Here is an 18,562-nt window from a genome sequence, read left to right as displayed (position 1 = left end):
ACCGAAAGCTAGATACCCCTTGTGGGCCGGCCCGCTGACCACGCGTCAGCGGGCTTTGCGTTTCCTCGAAACCCCGTGGCAGTGGATAGGGGAGTGAGCAAGGCCTGCATGCTAGCTGCTGCGGGCGCATTCACGCCGCGTTGTGAAATGGGTAGGAAAGCGTGTGAACCGGTGGTTTAGAAGCCCACGTTGGCGTAGACAAGCGCCATGGTGACCGCGGCGCCCACGATGTAGTTGAGCCATAAGAATGCGCGCCACGAGGCATTGGACTGCTCGCAGGTCTCATCCGTGATATTCCAGAACCGGGCGGTAATCGCCACGTACCCCAGGCCAAAGACGCCCACTATCCACGCCGGGTTGGGCAGGAAGAACATGGCGCCGGCCGCGGCGGCGTATAAGGCCACTGTCAGGCGGGTGACCGCGCGGGCGCCGAAGGCGGTGGCGATGGAAGATAGCCCGGCCTCGCGGTCGGCGCGCACGTCCTGGACCGCACCAAAGGCGTGGGAGGCCATGCCCCAGCAGAAGAACGCGCCCATGGCCAGGTAGAACTGCCCGGTCTCATCATTTGGTGCCATGGCCGCGCCCACGAGCGCCGGGGTGACAAAGTGGGCGGAGGACGTGACGGAATCTAGCACCGGGCGCTCCTTGAAGCGCAGGTATTTCATGGAGTACGCCACCACGGCGAATAGGGAAATGGCCAGCCAGGCGCCGGATTTGACCGTGCCCGCCGCAAAGAGGAATATGGCCAGCGGCAGGACGGTGATAAGCGATGCCTTTAACAGCGCGGGGTGCAGGGCCTTGGACAGGACGGCGCCTTCCACGCCGCCCTTGCGCGGGTTGCGGATGTCAGACTCGTAGTCAAAGACGTCATTGATCCCGTACATCGCGATGTTGTACGGGATGAGGAAGAACAAACACCCCAGCCACAACACCCATCCCGGGTTGCCGCCGAAGAGCAAGTAGGCCGCGCCGAAGGGGAAGGCGGTGTTGATCCAGCTAATGGGGCGGGAAGCCGCCAGCACCGCTTTCCACGTAGAAAGCTTGGTTAGCGGCTGCGGCGTGACGTTATCCTCGTGGAAATGAATCTGCCCCTTGGCGTTAGTCATGGTCTGCTCCCGTCCGGGTAGTTGAGGTTAACTTGCGCCCGTCCCAGAAGGCCGCCACCACGAGAACTACAAAAATGGAGTAGAAAAAATCCTCAATGGGAACCAGTCCTAGGTAAATCCCAAGGTTCTGGGCGTCGCCGTAGCCAACCAGGCCCGCCCAGATCATGAGGTTGTCAAAGATGGCGGTGAGCACTACAACCACGGCCATGACCAGTGCGGTGGTGGCTATCCAGCCGGGGTAGGTTCGCCCGCGCACAACCCACAGCACGAGTGCGAGGGCCAGAAACGGCAGTGAAATCAGCACGTAGGTCATGGGCGCACCACCATCCTGCGGAAAAAGCTGGTCAGGTTTATGGTCAGGTAGGTCAAGAAGAATAAGAAGATGGGTTCCTCCAGCGGCATCTCGGGCGCCAGCTCAATGCCGGTCATGTACGGCGAGCCGCCGCGGAAGAACGTGCCGGTGGCGATGCCCAACGCGTCCCAGATAAGGAACGCGATGACCACGATGATGCAGATGGTCCAGGCGCGCTTCGCGTCATGGAAGAAGGCCAGGCGCCAGCGGCGGTCGCAGATGATCATGCCGGCCAGTGAGAAGGCCAGAAACCCCAGATAGAAAAAACTCACGCGCTAGGCACCACCGTTGAGATTTCCCGGGAGCGCGTCGAGGCTCTCCAACGGGCCGGTGGAGGTGTCACCGTGGATGCGTTTGAGGATGTTTTCCGCGGAGATCAGGCACATGGGAACCCCCACGCCAGGCACGGTGGTGGCGCCGGCGTAATAAAGCCCGTCCACCTTGGCGGACGTGTTTGCGCCGCGCAGGAAAGCGGACTGGGCCAGCGTGTGGGCCGGGCCGATGGAACCGCCGGACCACGCGTTGTAACGATTGGCGAAATCGGCAGGGCCCAGGGTGCGCCTGACCACCACGCGCTCGGCGAGATTGTCGATGCCGGCCCACTGGCCAATCTGCTCGATTGCCGCATCGGCGATGGCTTCCACGCGGCCGGTGGTGTACTGTGCGTACGCGTCGCCCTGGCCCACGCCCTCCGCCGGCGGCACCGGAATCAGGACAAAGAGATTCTCATGGCCCTCGGGTGCCGCATCATCATCCGTAGCGGAGGTGCGCGAGATGTAGATGGAACGAGAAGAACCCAGCGGGCGGGATGGCTCCGGGCCCTCATAGACCGCCTTGAAGTCCGCGTCCCATTCCTTGGAAAACATCAGCGTGTGGTGGGCCAGCTCCGGGAGCTCGCCTTCTACGCCCATGAAGATCAGCACGGTGCCCAAGCCCGGGTCACGCTTGGCCCAGTAGCTCTCCGGGTAGGTACGCAGCTCCGGCGGGAGCAACGCGGTCTCAGTATGGTGCAGATCGGCCGCGGAGACCACCACGTCAGCGTGGATATCGCGCACGCCCTCCGGGGTGTGGACGCGCACGCCCGTGGCGCGCGCGGGCTTGGCGGCAGAGGCTGGCGTGACACCCACCTTGGACAACGCGGAATTGGCCAGGCCAGCCGCCTTGGCCAGCGCGGCAGAAATGCCAGTGGCGCCGGTGGCCTCGGTGAGGATAGCCGTGGCATCGGCGCCCGTGATGATTTCCACGCCGGCTTCGCGCGCCAGTGCGTCGATGGCCGCGACCACCGCGGCAAAACCGCCGCGGGGATAGCGCACGCCCTCGACCAAATCCGTGTGGCTCATCAACGAATACAGCGCCGGGGCCTTGGCCGGCTGCGTGGACAGGAATACCGCGGGATACGTAAGCACCTGCTGGATGCGGTGGTCATCGAACTGATTTCCCACGTAATCCTTGAGATTCTTGCTCAACAGGGAACCCAGGCGGCCCGCGCGGGAACGGATGTCATCATGCACCAGCTTCCGGGGGTCCTTAAACGTTGTGTACAAGAAGTGATCAAGCGCGGTGAAATACGCGTCGGAGGCGCTATCCAGGTAACGCTCAATGCGCGCGCCCGCGCCGGGCTCTAAGGACTCAAAGAGCTCAGATACCTCTTCCTTTCCGGTCTCAAGGTCGATGGGCGCACCGCCCTCCGGGTACAAGCGGTAGGCGGGGGAGAGGTCCGCTAACTCGTACTGCTCGGCGGTGGAGGTGCCCATGAGCTCAAAGAAATGATCGAAGGCCTCCGGCATCAGGTACCAGGACGGGCCGGTATCCCACCGGTAACCGGGGGCCTCATCGAGCACGAGGTTGCCGGCGCGCCCGCCGGTGGCGTCATTGCGCTCGACCACCGTGACCTTAATGCCGTCTTTGGCCAGCAATGCGGCGGTGGCAAGGCCTGCCACGCCCGCGCCGATTATTACGGCTGATTGCGGCTTGGATGGGGTGGACGTGCTCATGAGCGGGCTCCTGAAGAATCGGAAGTATTGTGCGGGCTAAACGCGGCGCGCTTTACGGCGCGCGCGAGGATGTAGGACTTGCGGGCCGGTGGGACGGAGACGCGGCGGGTGGCGACATCGGACGCAGCACGTGCGTCGATGCGGTCCGTCAGCTCCGCGAACAGGTCCGCGGCGGCCTGGACGCCAAGGCGGGCATCGGTGGGAAGGAGCGGGACGCACGCGTACGCGGCGTCTAAGTCCACACGGATATCGGCTATGAGCGCGTCCTTGGTGGACTCGGTCAGGTTGCCTTCGCGCAGCTCGGGGAAGTAGGTGCGGCCCAGCAGGCCAGAGTCCTCGGCCAGGTCGCGCAGGAAGTTAACCTTTTGGAAGGCCGCCCCCAGGCTGCGGGCGCCGTGGGTCAGGGTGGCGTATTCTTCCTCGCCCACCGGATGGGAAACTAGGAACGCGTCCAGGCACATCAGGCCAATGACCTCAGCGGATCCGTACACGTAATCCTCGAAGGATTCCTGGTCATAGGTGGTTTGGTCCACATCCCGGCGCATGGAGGCGAAGAACGCGCGGACGTGTTCTTCCTTAAAACCGCAACGCCGCGCGGAATAACCCCACGCGTGCAGGACCGGGTCCACGTGGAAGCGCTGTGCGGGTGCGGCCAAGACGGCCGCCTCGTAATCATCCAGCCGTTTTTCAATCTCAGCGGGGCTTAGACCCGCGCCCTCAGCGGTGCCATCCACGATCTCATCCGCGATGCGCACCATGGCGTAGAGATTGCGCACGTCCTCCTTCACCTGCCCGCGCAACAGGCGCGTGGCCATGGAAAAAGACGTTGAGTAAAAATTGATGATTTCATGCGCGGCCTTGAAACAGGCCTTGTCATAGCGCGCCAACAACTCGGCGGCTGTGGGCGAGGTGGGCTTTTCTTTAGGCAAAACGGTCCACCATTTCCTCAATCAGGTCCGCGATGCTGAGCAGCCCATCGCGGGAAAGCTCATGGATAGTAGCGGCGGTGGTTAGCTCCCGCGCGCGGTCAAGGTGCGCCCGGGCCTCCGCACCCACCTCGTCAGCCGCGGTCATGGACTTGGGGGACTCATTCATGCGCGAGGTCAGCAACGTGGTGCGGCCGCGCTCGAGGTCAGATTCCTTCTTGCCCGTGGTGGCGCTATCCCCCAGGGTGCCCAGGAGATCATCGGCGGCCTGATAGGCGCGGCCCAGCTCATTGGCTATCTCAATGAACGGTTCCGGGTCACGTCCGGAGGCGATGCAGCCCAGGCGAAGCGGCGCCACGAAACTGTAGTCACTAGTCTTCAAATGATTGCTGAGCCGGATGCGGTCCAGGTCCGTGTGTGCGTACGCGGCGTGCTCAATGTCGAGCATCTCCCCGTAGATGGTGACGGCGGACGTTTGCGCCACCACCGCGATGGCCTTGGCCTTGACCTGCGGGTCTATCTCCGCGGTGGCGAGGAGCTCATAGACCCAGGATAGGGCCAGATCGCCGGAGACGATGCCAATGCCGGCGCCCATGTGCTCCGCCGCGCCCGGATCCGTCACACTGTAGCGTTCCATGAAACACTTGCGGGCCAGGGCGTGAATGGTGCCATGGCCGCGGCGCAGGTCATCACCATCGATGATGTCATCGTGGACCAAGAACGCCGAGTGCAGCATTTCCACCGCCGCGCCGAAGACCACAGCGGCATCGCGCGCCGGGCCGTCCGCGCCCGCGGCGGCGATGTGGACTAGGTGGGCGCGCAGGTGCTTGCCCCCACCGCCTAAGATGCGCAGTGCGTAATGGATGTTGTCCAGGATGGGGGATTGGTACTGTTTAATGCCGGCATCAGCGTCATCTACTAACGAGCCGATAAGCGCTAGTGAGTCCTCCACGCCTGGCATGGAAATCAAATCTTTAGTTGAGGTCATGGCAGTGAAATCTTTCCTCGCTCTACCAGCCGCTGCTGCGGTGGGGACGTGCGCCAATTGCTAAACATGGTGTGGAATCCGCGCTTAAACCGCACCCATACTTGCTTCCATCCCACCAGGGCGCGTGGGTCCATCCAAACGCGGATGCGGTCATCTACCCAGACGGTCTCATCGGGGCGAACCGCATAAGACAGGTGGAGATCCTCATGGACGAAGGTGTCAGAGAAATCCACCGCGTCCCGCACCTCGCGCCACCAGGCCGCGTCGACGCAGTAATTGGTGCCGAAGAAGGGGCTGTGCCCCAGCGCGGATCCAGTGGATCTGCGGTAGGCGCCCACATACAGCGCGGAGGCTAGCTTGTTCCATGGCGCGGGTAGCTCAAAGGTGGCCGTGCCCGTTACCCCGGCCACGCGGCGCCCGCCCTGGGCCTCCGATGATTCCGCGGCATCCCACGCGCGGTGGAGGTTGGCCACAAAATCATCCGGTGCCACGATGTCAGCGTCAGTCCTGACAATCTTGTCACCGCTGGCCGCGTCGAGGCCGGTGCGCGTGGCCCACGTGATTCCGCGGCGCGGTTCATCCACCACGCGGGCGCCATGGCTGCGGGCCACGTCAGCGGAATTGTCAGTAGAACCGTTGTCTACCACGATGATTTCATCCGCGGGGATGGTCTGGTTATTAAGGCTTTGCAGGCACCTGGCTAGGAGCTCGGCGTCATTAAGGCAGGGAATGACAATGGAAATGCGCCGGCGGGTTTCGCGCGGCGCTAGATCTGGATTTGGCGGCTGCGGGAGTAAATCATCCGGGCTCACGGGTCTACCTAACTGCGTGTGGAAAATATGCGTTGGCATGGCCCTTCCCACTTCTGCCGTACAAGATTCCTCAAAAACCACATAGTGTGAAGTTGACATGTCAACTACCCACTAAAGTGCAAGGTCAGAAGTGGATATGGTGAAAACCATACCCTATTCAAGCACATGTTCAAGGGTCTCGAGTTATACATACTTAAAATACGCAACACCCTGTCCCCTGAGCCTCGGCTTACGCCCGCCGCATAACTAGCGCTAGAGTAGCTATTCGGCCTAAATTAAGCGGCCGAAATAATAGTGAAAAACTTTTTTGTACTTATTGATAGGGGACAACGCTGTGGCTTCAACGCCTGCACACCCGGAGGGCAATAATCCGGCCGAAAAGAGCAATCCCGCCGCTAAGAAAATGACCGGCGAGACAATTATCAACCTCGGCGTGCTGGTCCTCGCCGCGATGGTGATGATTCTTAATGAAACATCCCTCTCCGTGGCGCTGCCGGCAATCATGGCCGAGTTTGGCATTCCCGCAACCTCCGCCCAGTGGCTCATCACCGGCTTCCTGCTGACCATGGCGGTGGTAATCCCAACGACCGGTTACATCCTGGAGCGTTTCACCTCACGCCAGGTGTTCCTGTCCGCCGTAGTCTTGTTCATCACCGGCACGGTGGTGGCGGCAATCTCGCCAAGCTTTATTATCCTGCTGCTGGGTCGCATCATTCAGGCAGCCGGTACAGCCCTGGTCATCCCGTTGTTGATGACCATGACGATGGTGCTCGTGCCGGCACAGCGCCGCGGTTCCGTCATGGGCATAATCTCCGTGGCCATCTCCGTGGCTCCGGCCCTGGGGCCAACCGTTGGCGGTTTTATCCTCAACACCTTTACGTGGCACTTCATCTTCTGGGTGATGGTTCCCTTGGTTGCCCTAATTGGCATCGCCGGCCTCATCAAGCTGCGCAACGTGGGCGAAAACCGTGAGACCCCGCTGGACTTCCTTTCCGTAGTCTTGTCCGTCCTGGCCTTCGGCGGCCTGGTCTTTGGCCTGTCCTCCATTGAGACCATCCTCGCGGGTGACGGAATGCTCCAAATCATCATCTCCGTGGTGGGCGCGGTATCCCTGGTCATCTTCGTCAAGCGTCAGCAGTCCCTGGCCAAGGCCGGCCGGGCGTTGCTGGACCTGCGTCCATTCAAGATCCGCAATTACACCATGGCCGTGGCCGGCCTGCTGGTTTCCTTCGGCCTGCTGCTCGGCGCGGCCACCGTGCTGCCCATCTACCTGCAAACCTCCCTGGGGGTTACCGCTTTGACCGCGGGCCTTGTGGTGATGCCCGGCGGTTTGATGCAGGGCCTTATTTCCCCCTTCATTGGCCGCGCCTACGATGCCGTGGGGCCGCGTCCGCTGCTGATTCCAGGCGTGCTGCTTATGACCGCCGCCGTGTGGTGCCTGAGCCTGCTTGATGAGAACTCCGCCGTCTGGATGGTCATTGCGCTGCACATCTGCTTCGCCGTGGGTGTGGGCTTGCTGATGACCCCACTGATGACCACCGCCTTGTCATCCCTGCCCGGCAACCTGTACGGCCACGGCTCTGCAATTCTGAATACCCTGCAGCAGCTGGCCGGCGCCACCGGCACGGCATTCCTGGTGGTATTTTTGACCCGCGGCACCGCCACCGGCGCGGCCAATGGTCTGGACGAGGCAGCCGCCACCGCGCAAGGAGCGTCCTGGGCGTTCATGTTCGCCGGCTGCCTCGCCTTAGTGGCCTGCATCCTGGCGCCGATGGTCAAGCGCGTGGAAACTGATTCCACCGCGCGCGAGGTGGAGTAAGCGCCAAGTAGACGCTGGGATATTTCTTCAGGGCTCCCCGCCGGACCTGAACTGCTCCCCGTTAGTTGGACTGAGAAATCAGAATCCAATTAGCGGGGAGTTTTGTGCATAAGGAATACCGCTGAGCTATCACGGGGCTGACGGCGTTGATCGAAGTGGGGAGTAATCCCAAAAAGCATGCCATTTCTACGCAGCCCCAGCTAAGCTAATGGATGGCTCCACAGTCATTGTCCTTTAAGCAAGTTCTGCCAAAAGAAGGAAAACGGTGTTCAAGCCTGGGCCTTCTACGCCAGAGCTGCCAGATAGTTTCGAGTTTTTACATCCCGATTGGAAGAAACCCCAATGTTGAAGAAGAAAGCCCTCGGGGCTACCGCTGCTATCCTGCTGACCGCCACTTCCCTTGTTGCCTGTGGCAACGATGCGCAGAACGGCACTTTCCCAAACTACGGCAAAGATGAGGCTTATGACCTCACCGATCCTGAAGATTTTAGTGACTTCGTAGTGGAGTATGAAACCCTTCCGGATGACTTCATTGAGGAGATTGCCCTTGAAATTGACCGTGAGTTAGGAGTCGCCGCCGAGTCGGATGCGATTAAAGAAGCCGGTGATGTTTTCTGTGAGTCCTCAGATTTGAAGAGTGGACTCTTGACCTCAGCCGGTATGCTGTCAGATCCAGATAGCAATTCTGTCGACGACTTAAATTCTGCGTTGGGTGAGCTAAATGAAGACACCGCCGAGGAGGAACTCCAGGCGATTGATGAAGCCTTGGGTACTGGGGTTGACCTGGCCGAAGCCAGTGATGAGGAGGCATTAGCATTAATCGCTTATTCGCTCCTCGGTGGTGTAAGTCAGTGTCAGCAGGATTTCTCCAGCGACGAGTTGGCTGGCACTGCAAGCATGCTAAACATCGCGCGGGGCGAAAGTGACTTGAACCCGTCGATGGGAGAATCGTGGGATGAGTCGAGCTACGACGATAGTAGTTCCGAAGACTTCTCTGACACATTCCTCTATGGTTAAAATCCCCGCCTACTAGGGATAATCTTCCAAGTGGCTTCTTAACTTATCCAGTGCCGGCAACCACTGCATCCTTGTGCTGTAGTTGCCGGCTTTACGAGTTTTAGGCCTATCAAGGCTGCCAATTGTGTCGAAATGAAAACAATTCTGAGGTTTAGAGAAGGGAACCCTTTGCTGGCAGTAATATAGGAAAAGTTCCGAATGTTTCCTCATTTGGGGACTACTCCCTACCTAAGCTTTGAGGACGTGCTGGCCCATGCATAATGATGGAAACAGCAATGCCCATGAAAATTTTGAAAGGCCAAAACCGTGGCACATTACAACCTTTACGAGACTCTGGGTCTCGACCGCAATGACTCCTCCGCTAACCTGCGTTCCGCACTGGAGTCCCGCTTGGAGGGCGGCAAGTTTGATAACCCCGGCGGCGAGGAAGAAGTAAAGCTGGCGATCAACGTCCTTGGTGATGAGCAAAAGCGCGGCCTTTACGATTCCCGTCTCGATGACCCTTCTGCCGATGATGTGGATGTAGCGGCCCTGCGTCAGCTGTCCGAGTTGAACCTCGGCGGCGCAAACCCATCCGCTGGTGCCGGTACCTCCGCCGTGGGTGGCCCTGCAGGGGTAGGTGCAGCGGGTGTTGGCGCCGCGGGAGTCGCCGGCGCCGCAGCTGGTGCGGGTCAGGACCAGCAGCCCAACCAGGGTGCAGCTATTCGTGACAAGTTCGATAATGGCCTCGCTTCCGCAAAGCAGGGATTTGCCTCCGCTCGTGAGGGTGCTACGAAGCAGGCTCATGAACTTGGTGCTGAATACAAGAAGTCCTCTAAGAAGGCAATCACCGTGACCGCTATCGCGGCAGCTGTGGGCGGCCTGATCGTCGGCGGCCTGCTGGGCGGACTGTTGGGCGGCGGCGGTGGCGCTACCCTGAAGGATGAGGGCGGTGCTAAGGATATTGCCCAGGCGTACATTGATGCCGATAGCAAGCGGGCAGTTGAGGATTGGGTTGCTGAGCACGTGGAACGTGATAGCCGTGAATATTTCGAAGAAAATATAGCCACTGAGCTTCCGGAAGATGTATTCGATGCCCGCGATCTCAAGGTTGGTGAGACCGCTTCTTCCATGCACACTGATTCCTTGGTTTATAAGGGAGAGCGTGAATCTTACGAGGAGCTTGCTGAAGCTGAGAAGTTGGAGGACAAAGGAAACGTCGCCATCCTCGACGGCAACGATGAGCTAGTTGGCTACATATCAATGAGGCTCATCGATGGCGAGTGGGAGGTAACCTGGATTGACATCGCCGTAGAGACTGAGTCCCTAGTGGATTAGAACAGCATGTGGCTATAGGAAATACGAATTAGCACCCCATAGTGAGACCTCATACCCCTGCGTATGCTAACCGCTCAAGGTTGTAAGCATACGTAGGGGTTTCACTCTATTTAGTCGCTCGTTGGGGGGAATTCGTGGCCCCACGATGCCGCAGGACTTACGGGGTGTAGAGAAGGACCATTTCCATGACTAGTCCACGCGACGCAGTTTCATCCGTACAGCGCAGAAAACGCAGGACGCTGGTAGTCCTGGCGGGCGCGGCAGCAATAGCGCTTGTGCTCATCGTGGTTGCGGTGATCACTGGTGGCTTTATCGGCGGCCGAGTTGGCGTGGAACGGCCGGTTGGCCAATCGCAGTTTTCAGTGGTCTACTCAACGACCGCCGCTAGCGTTCCTGAAAGTGACATAGAAGAGCCCGGCGTCCTACAAGAATCGGATCCGGGGCCAAGGGATGCGGAATCTAGCCCGGCAGATGGCGAAGACGAACGCGGTGGGAGCGCTGAGATACGGGAGTCTGCGGCTAGTACCCCAATCCCAAGCGCTAGTGAACTGCAGCTTCTCCTGGACTCTGCGGTAACCGGCGCGACTAACAAATTCGGTGGAACCGCGGCGGTTTCCATTTCAAGCCCGCAGGGATCCTTTACCGCTGGGGATGATTCTGCGTACCCGGCGTGGTCCACGATTAAGGTGCCCATCGCCATCGCCGCATTGCGCCAGGACCCGGGCCAGCTGGGCAATGCTACCGCCGCGATCACGCGTTCCGATAACGCCTCTGCGGAGGCCATGTTTGCCGCCCTACCCGCAGGTGCCGCCGATTCCGTAATGAGCGATGCCGGGGTAGGCGTACCCATCAACACGGTGAAGCTGCGCCCCGAGTATTCCACCTTCGGCCAAACCGCGCTCACTACGAGTCAAGAGGCATTGCTGGCCTCCAACCTGCGGTGTGTCGCTGGTTCTGCTGACGTGGTCAGCCTGATGGGTCAGGTTATCGGTGAACAGGCCTATGGTTTGGGAACATTGCCCGGCGCCCGCTTCAAAGGCGGCTGGGGGCCAAGCGATACCGGTGGTTATCAGGTCCGCCAGCTCGGGTTGGTAGCCGGCCCACGGGGTGACGTTGCCATCGCAATGACGGCCATCCCAGGCTCCGGTGCGTATGGTGATGGTCAGGCAATGCTGACCTCCATGGCGGCTGCCCTCGGCGCTGAGATAGCGCGCTTTCCAACCAGTGCCTGCTAGGTAATAGCGATTCGCGCCCCGTCGCGTTACCGGGACTGAGCACCCCTATAGAATTAAAGCCCAATAAACACTTCTTTCTAGGTCACCGCGATGGCAATCTATAAAAAGAAGCTACTCATAGAAGCCTTAGCGTATTCTGACCACTCCTTCCTCGAAAGCGTAAACAATGGCAGATAATCAGTGGAGCCAGGGTCCAGAACCGGACCCAAACAAGCCAGAGCAGGTATTTCCTTCTCAAGATAACCAATGGGATAGGCAGGACGCCCAGTATCAGGCATGGGATCAGTCAGGGCAGCAGGGCCAGCAGCCTTACTCGCAAGATCCGTACCCGCAGTCATATGACCAGGGTTATTACCCTCCGCAGGAGCAAAAGAAGTCCAACAAGGGCCTCATTGGGTTAATCATCGCGCTCACAGTCCTGCTGCTAGTCGTGGCGCTGGGTGCCTTTGGCGTAGTTCAGGGCTGGTTTACCCGCGACGATTCCTCATCCGCATCCGATGAGAGATTCGTCAGCGCTTCAACTGAGGCCGACGATAGTGATACAGAGGCCGACCCCGATTCCGACGAAGGCTCTGACCGCGAATCCGACCGCGAATCCGATCGAGATTCGGACCGCAAAAATGGGAGCGACGGGCGCGATGCTGATGATGGGGATTCTGCTCAGGATTCCAGCCGCGGCAGCCGTGATGAAGATGACGATGAAGGTGACGATTCGGACGGCGAGTCTGGGCGCAGCCGCGGCGGTGATCCAGAAAAGTTCGAAAATTACGAGCCGGCAACTGATGTAACTTCAGAGCCTTTCGCAGAAAACGTCCACGAGGTCTTCCGCGGGCAGTACCTAAAGACCGGCAAAACCACCGCTACCATTATCGCATCCTCTCCGGTGACCGGTGAGACTTACGAGATGGATTGCCGCCCCGAGGGCGACGAGGTCAGCTGCTCTGGCGGTAATAATGCCGTGGTGCGTATCTTCTAATCGCTTAGGGTTAGGTTCTTTATCCGAGTGCCAGGAGCGGGTTGATGGTACTTGCATTCCGGTGAGGTGGTACTGCGGTTTTCCGGGTTGTTGGTACTGACAAGCGCCGGTCGCTTGAGTGTGTGCGGCCGGCGCTTGGTGTTGGTTGGGGTCTAGGGGTTAGTCAGTGTCTTGGGCTGCTGCAGCCTCCTTTGCGAGGTGTCGGCGCATGTCGAAGTCACCGATTTTGAGTCTGCGGCCATTGTTAAGGCGGCTGACTAGGGACTCGGCTCCGATTCTGCTGGGTAAGACTTCGACCCAGTAGGCGGCTGTTGATTGTGATGCGATGATGGTGGGGAGTCGGCCGTCTCGTTCGATTACGATCTTGGTCAGGTCTTCTTGTCCGCGTAGATCCACGCTGATGGTGCAGAAATCATCGATGATGAGGACGTCGATGTTGATCAGTTTGCGCATCAGTGCTGTGTATTGATCATCGGTGGGCGAATAGGCCGCTAGCTTGGCAACGAGCTGATCGAGTCGGAAGTAGGCCACGCTGTAGCCGGCGTGGCAGGCTGCGATTCCGATGGCACAGGCAAGGTAGGTCTTGCCTGTGCCCGTCGGGGCGTAGATGTGCACATTGTTGGGATGTTCACGCCAGTTCGTCGCGGCATACCGTTTAAGCTGGCGTTCGCTAATTCCTCGTGCTTCAGGGTTAATGACCTCGGCCAAACTGGCGTGTGGGTAGGCAAATCCTGCTGCAGCAATGGCTTTTTCGATCTGCCGCTGCCGGCGTGACTCTAGTGCTTGGTCGACAGCAAGAAAGAAGATGTCTTCAGGAAGGCTGTCTTCGTATGCCTCATCGTTGAGGAGTTCGAAGTAGACGTCAGCGAAAGTCGATAGGCGCAAGGCGCGAAGCTTCGCGCGGTTGGTGTCACTGATTTCGATCATGGGTTAGGCCTCCTCCCATTCCACGTCGTTGAAGTGGCTGGCAGGGCGGATAAACACCGCATCTTTCATATTGGTGATGTCAACGACCTGCGGATATGACGATGCAGGCGACTGTTGTGGCACCGCCTGCCGGTTGTGGCCAATGTCAGCTTGGATGCGTTTGATCACCGCGAAGTTCGCCGCCAGCTTCTTTCCCACCACCACAGCACAGGCTGGTTCCAGGCTGGTCTTGTCGTGCCTGCGCCCCAGGTTGGCCAACACATTGCGTGCCAAGGAAAGTCCTCGAGGGATTGACGCGGCGTTGTTATCCAAGATGGTGGTAATCACCTTGACCGTATTCGGACCAAAAGAACTCGCCCACTTGAGCAGTTCATCACGGGTCAACACGTCCACAGTGTCGTCACTGCCCTGCGGGCCGTGAGCATGGTTGGTGGAATAGCGGTAGCGGAAGCCATGGAGCCTATCGTGCTCAGCAACTAACTCGTCGCCATCAAACAGGCTGACAGTTGTGGTAGTCAGCCGTGCACGCAAGACTTTCCCGACGAGCTCATACGGCACGGAGTAGTACTGATAGTCGCAGCACACGTGCCAGTTTCGATCGACTTTAGGTGAGCGCCACACCACTTCCGTAAAGGCCTGCGCGGGAAGTTCGCGCATCACCGGTGCTTCATGGGTGTCAAAGCGTTGGCGCCTGGTTGTTCCATCCGCACGCGTGAGCACACAGTTGATATCTTCGACCCGATCGGCAATCGCCTCATTGAGCTCATCGAGGCTATAGAAGACTTCACCATCGAAGTAGCCCAGGATGCGGCTATAGGCAATCTGGACAGCACGCTCGACTGCAGCTTTGTCCTTAGGCTTTCCCGGCCTGGTAGGAACAATGACCAGGTCATAGAAGTCAGCGAAATCGGCATAACGAGCCGTGACAGCACGATAGGACTGATGGCGCTTCGGCCGGTAGGTGGCAGTCGAAGCATTATCGGGGACAATGATTGCCGGAAGCTTGCCCAGATAGTTCAATGCTTTGACGTGACACTCAAGCCACGCTGGCATCTTTTCATTCTCCGCAGCGGTAGCAAACAGCAGCCCCGAGTATGGACACACAGCTAGAAACAGCGATGCCTTCAACGCCACATGACCACTGGCTTGATCGATGATGGCAATCTTGTCGCCGGCCCAGTCCACGTAAAGTTCTTGGCCGGGTGCATGCTCAATGACATCACGCAGGTCATTGGCCCGGATAAAACCCGAGAAATGATGGCAGAACTGCGAGTACTGATACTTCTCCAGCTCTGGGGCACACTCAGTGGAAATGTAGTCCAACCAGAGTTTATGCCGAGTCAAATGCTTGTTGTGGCCAAGACGCTTGGCCATGGCCGCAAAATCAGGCTGGTCATAAGCCTTACTACGAGATGCGCGACCATCATCGAATACATCAGCAAACCACTGCGGGGACAATGATTCGAAGCGCTCCTTATCGATGCCCTGGTCGCGGATAATCGCCTGTACACGGGAAATATCCCTGCGGGAGCATCCAAGAGCTGCCGCAATCTGACCATAGCTTTTGCCTTCCACACACAAAGCCATGATCTCTTTGAAGTTGGCCATAACGGCCCTCCTTCGAAATGAGTAACCAGTCACGGCATCACAGGATTGCAATGCCGCCACTGTTAAACATCACTCATTTCCCTGCCCTAGTACCGCCTTTCCGGAAAGACCAGTACCAACTACGCGGAATCGCGGTACCAACTACCCCGATTCGGCATCCGAGCCCCCGATACGCCAATCGGATTAATCTTAAGCAATTGCGGCTGCTGTGCATACTAAGTAGTAGCTATCATCCCAGGTGTTAGCTACCTTCGCGTTGGACTGCCTCGCATGACTAGCGGTGATTGCCGGTCCTCCGCTAGGACTCGCTCGCAGACTCTAGCCCTTTCGTGGCCCCTTTTTGTGGGGTTAAAGGGATGGTCTAAGAGCGGTGCCTTTAGTTGATTGATTGGCTTTGCCCGGTCCATATCCGGGGGCTGGCCAGAAGGGAGTCTTTAGTCATCTACGAAAAGCTAAGGACGCCTAGCTGACAAAGGTCAACTAGGCGCCCGTGCATGGCCGCAATTTGCTCCAACCGTCAATCGTAATTGCGCGCTAGAGGGGTCTGGCTAGAGCCCTAGTTTAGGCGGACTCTGACTCCTCCTCTTGAATTCGAGACCATTTGGCAATCGTATTTGGAACTCCTTCGCGACTATAACGAAGCTCTCTGTAGTATTCGTCTTGGTTTTCGTCTGAGAATACCGCGACGTAGTCGTCGTTCGATTCGGTACTGCAGTACGCGAGATCAATAGAGTCGCCTGCGGAAAGTCTGTGGTCGCCGTAATCTTTAAAATCTATAAGCATTGTCGATACGGATCCGTCGGAAGCAATCATCTGGATGGAAGGAAGATCATAGCCACTCCGGTCGGGGTCTGTCTTAGTGCCAAGCGTATATACCGCGTCCATGCAGACGTCATAAGCGTGCTCAGTGCTTGCATATGGGGCGGTGACAGTCAGCGTGGAGCCCTCAAAATACCTTTCCAGAATCTCTACCTCCGAACCTGATTCAGGGGCATTGTCATACGCTTCGTAGAAGCCAGGCAGGGCGACATCAACGGTAGTGGTTGGCTGGGTTTCCACGTAGGTTGGTTTGTCCTTGATCTCAAAGAAATCGGTGTCAGTGCTGTTGTAGATATCCTGCTTAACTACATTCATGATCTGATTTGCCAGCGGTGCGAGGGAATCACACGTGGGACCAATCAGGTGCACACCTTCAATCTCTCGCTCGTCACCCTCGAGTCGGCAATAGTTTACATGGCCGCTGGAGTCTGGTACCTCACCCTCCAAGGAGTTAACAAAATTAACGAAATTTAACTCTTCTTGCTGAGAGTCAGGGGCAGAGCTGTATTCTTTCCACCCCTCTATATCGGAACGGCCCGCTTCACCGGAACTGGATTGTTGGACCCTGATTCTTACTTCAACGTTATTGTTGCCATTTGGCCCCTCGAAGTAGCCAACGCAGGTGTTGTCATCATCTTCGGATTGCTTCAGCTCCTTAATTCCGGCTGCTTGGATGAGCTCTGGGGTTAGCATGCAATCATCAAACTCGCTGCGCACTAGGTCTTCAGCCACCTCATCCGTGATGCCTAGTGGGTTAGGCGCACCGACTTGCGTTGATTTATAGACCTGGAAGCCACCAACGCCTAGGGCTGCAACGGCCACCACGGCTACTGCGCCAATGCCAACCTTCTTAGCTAGTCCGGAGTTACCGGAAGGCTGAGGAGTAGGCGAGGCAGTTCTCGCCGTCTGATTAGGTTGCGGCTGCTGTTGTGGAGCCTTTTGAGGCTGCTGTGGTAGGCCCCAGTTATAAGAATCGCTCACGATGAAACTCCTTGCGGAAACTGTATGTAAAAAGACGTAAAGTCACGGTGCGGGCGAAAGGAATTCTCTCCCGATGTGAGTGCCTATGCGGTATGCGTACATAGGAATGCTAGGCGCTGCATTAATAACGAAAGTGGGAATTGGAGATTACTCCCCAGATTTGGGGCAGGCGGCATTGTTATTCACAGCATGAGTTCTCAATAATCACCAATCCCGGTGCCCCCTGTTCCGGGCCAAGTGGCCGGGAAGTAGGTGCACCGGGAATACGCTGATCCCGATTCGGGTCGCCGTGAGTCTCGCGCTGTAACGTGAAGGAGAGCTAGGCAGACTCTCCCTCTGCTGGTTCGCCTACGGTAAATTTGCCAATGGTGTTGAGCTCGCCGTCCGTATCGAATACCGCTTCGCCGGAGTCGTTGAAGTCACTGTAGACGACCAGGTACTTGGTTTCCGTTTGGCCTGGAATAAGCTCAACCGGGAGGGAACCGCAGTACTCATATTCTTCAGACTCGCCAACCTTCACTGACGTCCAGCCCGCCCTATCATTTATATGTTCGAACCCGCCGTATTGGGAAATCACATATAGCCGAGGCAGCGCGAAGGTGTCAGAGTCTTCGTCCTTCTCCGGGCCCAAGGTAAACGTCACAGGGAAGCAGTAGTAGCCATCCCCAACTTCTTCGGCACCATCAACAACGAACTTCGAGTCGTTGAATTGCTCCTGCAGGGAGGTAACTTCGGTGCCGAATTCTGGGGCAGCGTCGAAAGCCTCGTTAAAGCCCTCGAACTTTGGAACTTGGAGAGTTGCTACCTCGACCGGCGTATAAGTTGGCTGCTCCTTAAGCTCGAAGAAATCAGTCTTCTGAGTTAGGTATTTATTCTGCTCGTACAGATTGTTGATCTGGTGAGCCAGTGGATAGAGCACGCCGCAGGTTGGGGCTTCTAAAAACACCGCGGAAGTTTCGCGTTCAGTACCATTCAAGAGGCAAGACGGCTGGCTGCGTTCAGAATACCCGGAGCCGTCATTGATCAGTGAAATGACATCTTCCATGGAAGAATCGCCAGGCATATCGTTGAGGACTGCTTCACTCCAGCCCTCAACGGGGGAAGCCTCGGCCTCCCAAGCCCCCGAACTGATTTTGACAGTTACCTGAGCTTCAGTTTTTCCGTCGGCGGACATGACTGTGCCCCCGCAATTGCCAGATTCCGCGTTCAGCGAGTAATCCTTAATGCCCACTGAAGTAAAGACTTCAGCAGGAATCGCTTCGCAATCCTCGATGTCGCCGCGCGCAAAATCCATAGCCACTTCGTCGGATACACCTGCAGGGTTTGGCTCAGGATTCTGCATGTTCTTGTAGGCCTGGAAACCGCCCACACCTGCACCGGCGATCAGCGCCAAGGCTAGCGCGCCTATGCCGACCTTTTTTCCAATGCCGCTCTTCTTAGTCGCGGGCTGTGAATTGTTAGCGCTTGCGTACTGCGTTTCAAATTCGGCAGACTGATCGGCAACTCCCTGGGCGGGGAACTGCGAGGTAGGTGGGTTCACCGGCTCCGGGGAATTGGTGGCGCCCCAGTCGTAGCTCTTGCTCACGAGCTTCTCCATTTCTTACTTGTTAAGACCATCGCACTATTGAACTAATACTTAAATTATCAAGCAATGGTCCGATATTCGCCTAATCAGTGGGGAATAA

General features: G+C 57.9%; 16 protein-coding genes. 5 read left to right on the top strand and 11 right to left on the bottom strand.

Going from position 1 to position 18,562, the window contains the following annotated elements:
• Positions 1-176 precede the first annotated feature (176 nt).
• From CENDO_RS09825 to CENDO_RS09795, 7 genes are read right to left on the bottom strand one after another with little or no spacing between them, the layout of a single operon-like run.
• A complete protein-coding gene (locus CENDO_RS09825) occupies positions 177-1,106 on the bottom strand; it encodes a prenyltransferase (RefSeq protein WP_136141854.1) in 930 nt (309 codons plus the stop codon).
• The gene (locus CENDO_RS09820) at positions 1,099-1,419 is read right to left on the bottom strand and encodes a lycopene cyclase domain-containing protein (RefSeq protein ID WP_136141853.1); all 321 of its coding nucleotides are present in this window, start codon (positions 1,417-1,419) and stop codon (positions 1,099-1,101) included. The genes CENDO_RS09825 and CENDO_RS09820 overlap by 8 nt, the downstream gene beginning before the upstream one ends.
• A complete protein-coding gene (locus CENDO_RS09815; protein ID WP_136141852.1) occupies positions 1,416-1,730 on the bottom strand; it encodes a lycopene cyclase domain-containing protein in 315 nt (104 codons plus the stop codon). The genes CENDO_RS09820 and CENDO_RS09815 overlap by 4 nt, the downstream gene beginning before the upstream one ends.
• A 3-nt stretch (positions 1,731-1,733) precedes the next feature.
• Positions 1,734-3,452 (bottom strand): phytoene desaturase family protein, encoded by a 1,719-nt coding sequence (gene crtI / locus CENDO_RS09810; protein ID WP_136141851.1) that lies wholly within the window; start codon positions 3,450-3,452, stop codon positions 1,734-1,736.
• A complete protein-coding gene (locus CENDO_RS09805) occupies positions 3,449-4,381 on the bottom strand; it encodes a phytoene/squalene synthase family protein (RefSeq protein ID WP_246014275.1) in 933 nt (310 codons plus the stop codon). Before CENDO_RS09805 ends, crtI begins: the two co-directional genes overlap by 4 nt.
• Positions 4,374-5,366, bottom strand: coding sequence for a polyprenyl synthetase family protein (locus CENDO_RS09800; RefSeq protein ID WP_136141850.1), 993 nt, complete (start codon positions 5,364-5,366; stop codon positions 4,374-4,376). The genes CENDO_RS09805 and CENDO_RS09800 overlap by 8 nt, the downstream gene beginning before the upstream one ends.
• Complete coding sequence (locus CENDO_RS09795; protein WP_246014273.1) at positions 5,363-6,178, bottom strand: glycosyltransferase family 2 protein; 816 nt, start codon at positions 6,176-6,178, stop codon at positions 5,363-5,365. The genes CENDO_RS09800 and CENDO_RS09795 overlap by 4 nt, the downstream gene beginning before the upstream one ends.
• A gap of 403 nt (positions 6,179-6,581) precedes the next feature.
• Between CENDO_RS09795 and CENDO_RS09790 the strand changes: the two genes are divergently transcribed.
• The 5 genes from CENDO_RS09790 (at position 6,582) to CENDO_RS09770 (ending at position 12,542) form a co-directional block, all read left to right on the top strand.
• Complete coding sequence (locus CENDO_RS09790; RefSeq protein ID WP_136142256.1) at positions 6,582-7,997, top strand: MDR family MFS transporter; 1,416 nt, start codon at positions 6,582-6,584, stop codon at positions 7,995-7,997.
• A 342-nt stretch (positions 7,998-8,339) separates the two neighbouring features.
• Complete coding sequence (locus CENDO_RS09785) at positions 8,340-9,014, top strand: hypothetical protein (protein WP_136141848.1); 675 nt, start codon at positions 8,340-8,342, stop codon at positions 9,012-9,014.
• A gap of 306 nt (positions 9,015-9,320) precedes the next feature.
• Positions 9,321-10,331 (top strand): hypothetical protein, encoded by a 1,011-nt coding sequence (locus tag CENDO_RS11205; RefSeq protein WP_168707201.1) that lies wholly within the window; start codon positions 9,321-9,323, stop codon positions 10,329-10,331.
• Positions 10,332-10,516: 185 nt separating this feature from the next.
• Positions 10,517-11,566: a serine hydrolase gene (locus CENDO_RS11330; protein WP_246014271.1), complete on the top strand. Its 1,050-nt coding sequence runs from the start codon at positions 10,517-10,519 to the stop codon at positions 11,564-11,566.
• Positions 11,567-11,732: 166 nt separating this feature from the next.
• On the top strand, positions 11,733-12,542 hold the full coding sequence (locus tag CENDO_RS09770) for a hypothetical protein (RefSeq protein WP_136141847.1): 810 nt from the start codon (positions 11,733-11,735) through the stop codon (positions 12,540-12,542).
• A gap of 159 nt (positions 12,543-12,701) precedes the next feature.
• On the opposite strand, the gene CENDO_RS09765 is transcribed toward CENDO_RS09770, so the two are convergent.
• The 4 genes from CENDO_RS09765 to CENDO_RS09750 all read right to left on the bottom strand — a co-directional run bounded on the left by CENDO_RS09765 (position 12,702) and on the right by CENDO_RS09750 (position 18,462).
• Positions 12,702-13,469, bottom strand: coding sequence for an ATP-binding protein (locus CENDO_RS09765; protein WP_136140253.1), 768 nt, complete (start codon positions 13,467-13,469; stop codon positions 12,702-12,704).
• Between the two features lie 3 nt (positions 13,470-13,472).
• Positions 13,473-15,077, bottom strand: a complete 1,605-nt coding sequence (gene istA, locus CENDO_RS09760) for an IS21 family transposase (RefSeq protein ID WP_136140252.1) — start codon at positions 15,075-15,077, stop codon at positions 13,473-13,475.
• 561 nt (positions 15,078-15,638) lie between these two features.
• Positions 15,639-16,877 carry a hypothetical protein gene (locus tag CENDO_RS09755; protein ID WP_136141846.1) on the bottom strand — a complete coding sequence of 413 codons (1,239 nt, stop codon included), beginning with the start codon at positions 16,875-16,877 and terminating at the stop codon, positions 15,639-15,641.
• A 319-nt stretch (positions 16,878-17,196) separates the two neighbouring features.
• A complete protein-coding gene (locus tag CENDO_RS09750; protein WP_136141845.1) occupies positions 17,197-18,462 on the bottom strand; it encodes a hypothetical protein in 1,266 nt (421 codons plus the stop codon).
• Positions 18,463-18,562: the final 100 nt, after the last annotated feature.

This window comes from Corynebacterium endometrii (genome assembly GCF_004795735.1).
Lineage (GTDB): Bacteria > Actinomycetota > Actinomycetes > Mycobacteriales > Mycobacteriaceae > Corynebacterium > Corynebacterium endometrii.
Note: the sequence above shows the minus strand (reverse complement) of the source record. Positions and strands in the feature narration are given on the sequence as shown.

What these genes read in the sequence shown, in the direction of transcription:
- CENDO_RS09825 (WP_136141854.1), bottom strand. Translation starts at nt 1,106, where the DNA reads ATGACTAACGCCAAGGGGCAGATTCATTTCCACGAGGATAACGTCACG.
- CENDO_RS09820 (WP_136141853.1), bottom strand. Translation starts at nt 1,419, where the DNA reads ATGACCTACGTGCTGATTTCACTGCCGTTTCTGGCCCTCGCACTCGTG.
- crtI (WP_136141851.1), bottom strand. Translation starts at nt 3,452, where the DNA reads ATGAGCACGTCCACCCCATCCAAGCCGCAATCAGCCGTAATAATCGGC.
- CENDO_RS09800 (WP_136141850.1), bottom strand. Translation starts at nt 5,366, where the DNA reads ATGACCTCAACTAAAGATTTGATTTCCATGCCAGGCGTGGAGGACTCA.
- CENDO_RS09790 (WP_136142256.1), top strand. Translation starts at nt 6,582, where the DNA reads ATGACCGGCGAGACAATTATCAACCTCGGCGTGCTGGTCCTCGCCGCG.
- CENDO_RS09785 (WP_136141848.1), top strand. Translation starts at nt 8,340, where the DNA reads ATGTTGAAGAAGAAAGCCCTCGGGGCTACCGCTGCTATCCTGCTGACC.
- CENDO_RS11330 (WP_246014271.1), top strand. Translation starts at nt 10,517, where the DNA reads ATGACTAGTCCACGCGACGCAGTTTCATCCGTACAGCGCAGAAAACGC.
- CENDO_RS09770 (WP_136141847.1), top strand. Translation starts at nt 11,733, where the DNA reads ATGGCAGATAATCAGTGGAGCCAGGGTCCAGAACCGGACCCAAACAAG.
- CENDO_RS09765 (WP_136140253.1), bottom strand. Translation starts at nt 13,469, where the DNA reads ATGATCGAAATCAGTGACACCAACCGCGCGAAGCTTCGCGCCTTGCGC.
- istA (WP_136140252.1), bottom strand. Translation starts at nt 15,077, where the DNA reads ATGGCCAACTTCAAAGAGATCATGGCTTTGTGTGTGGAAGGCAAAAGC.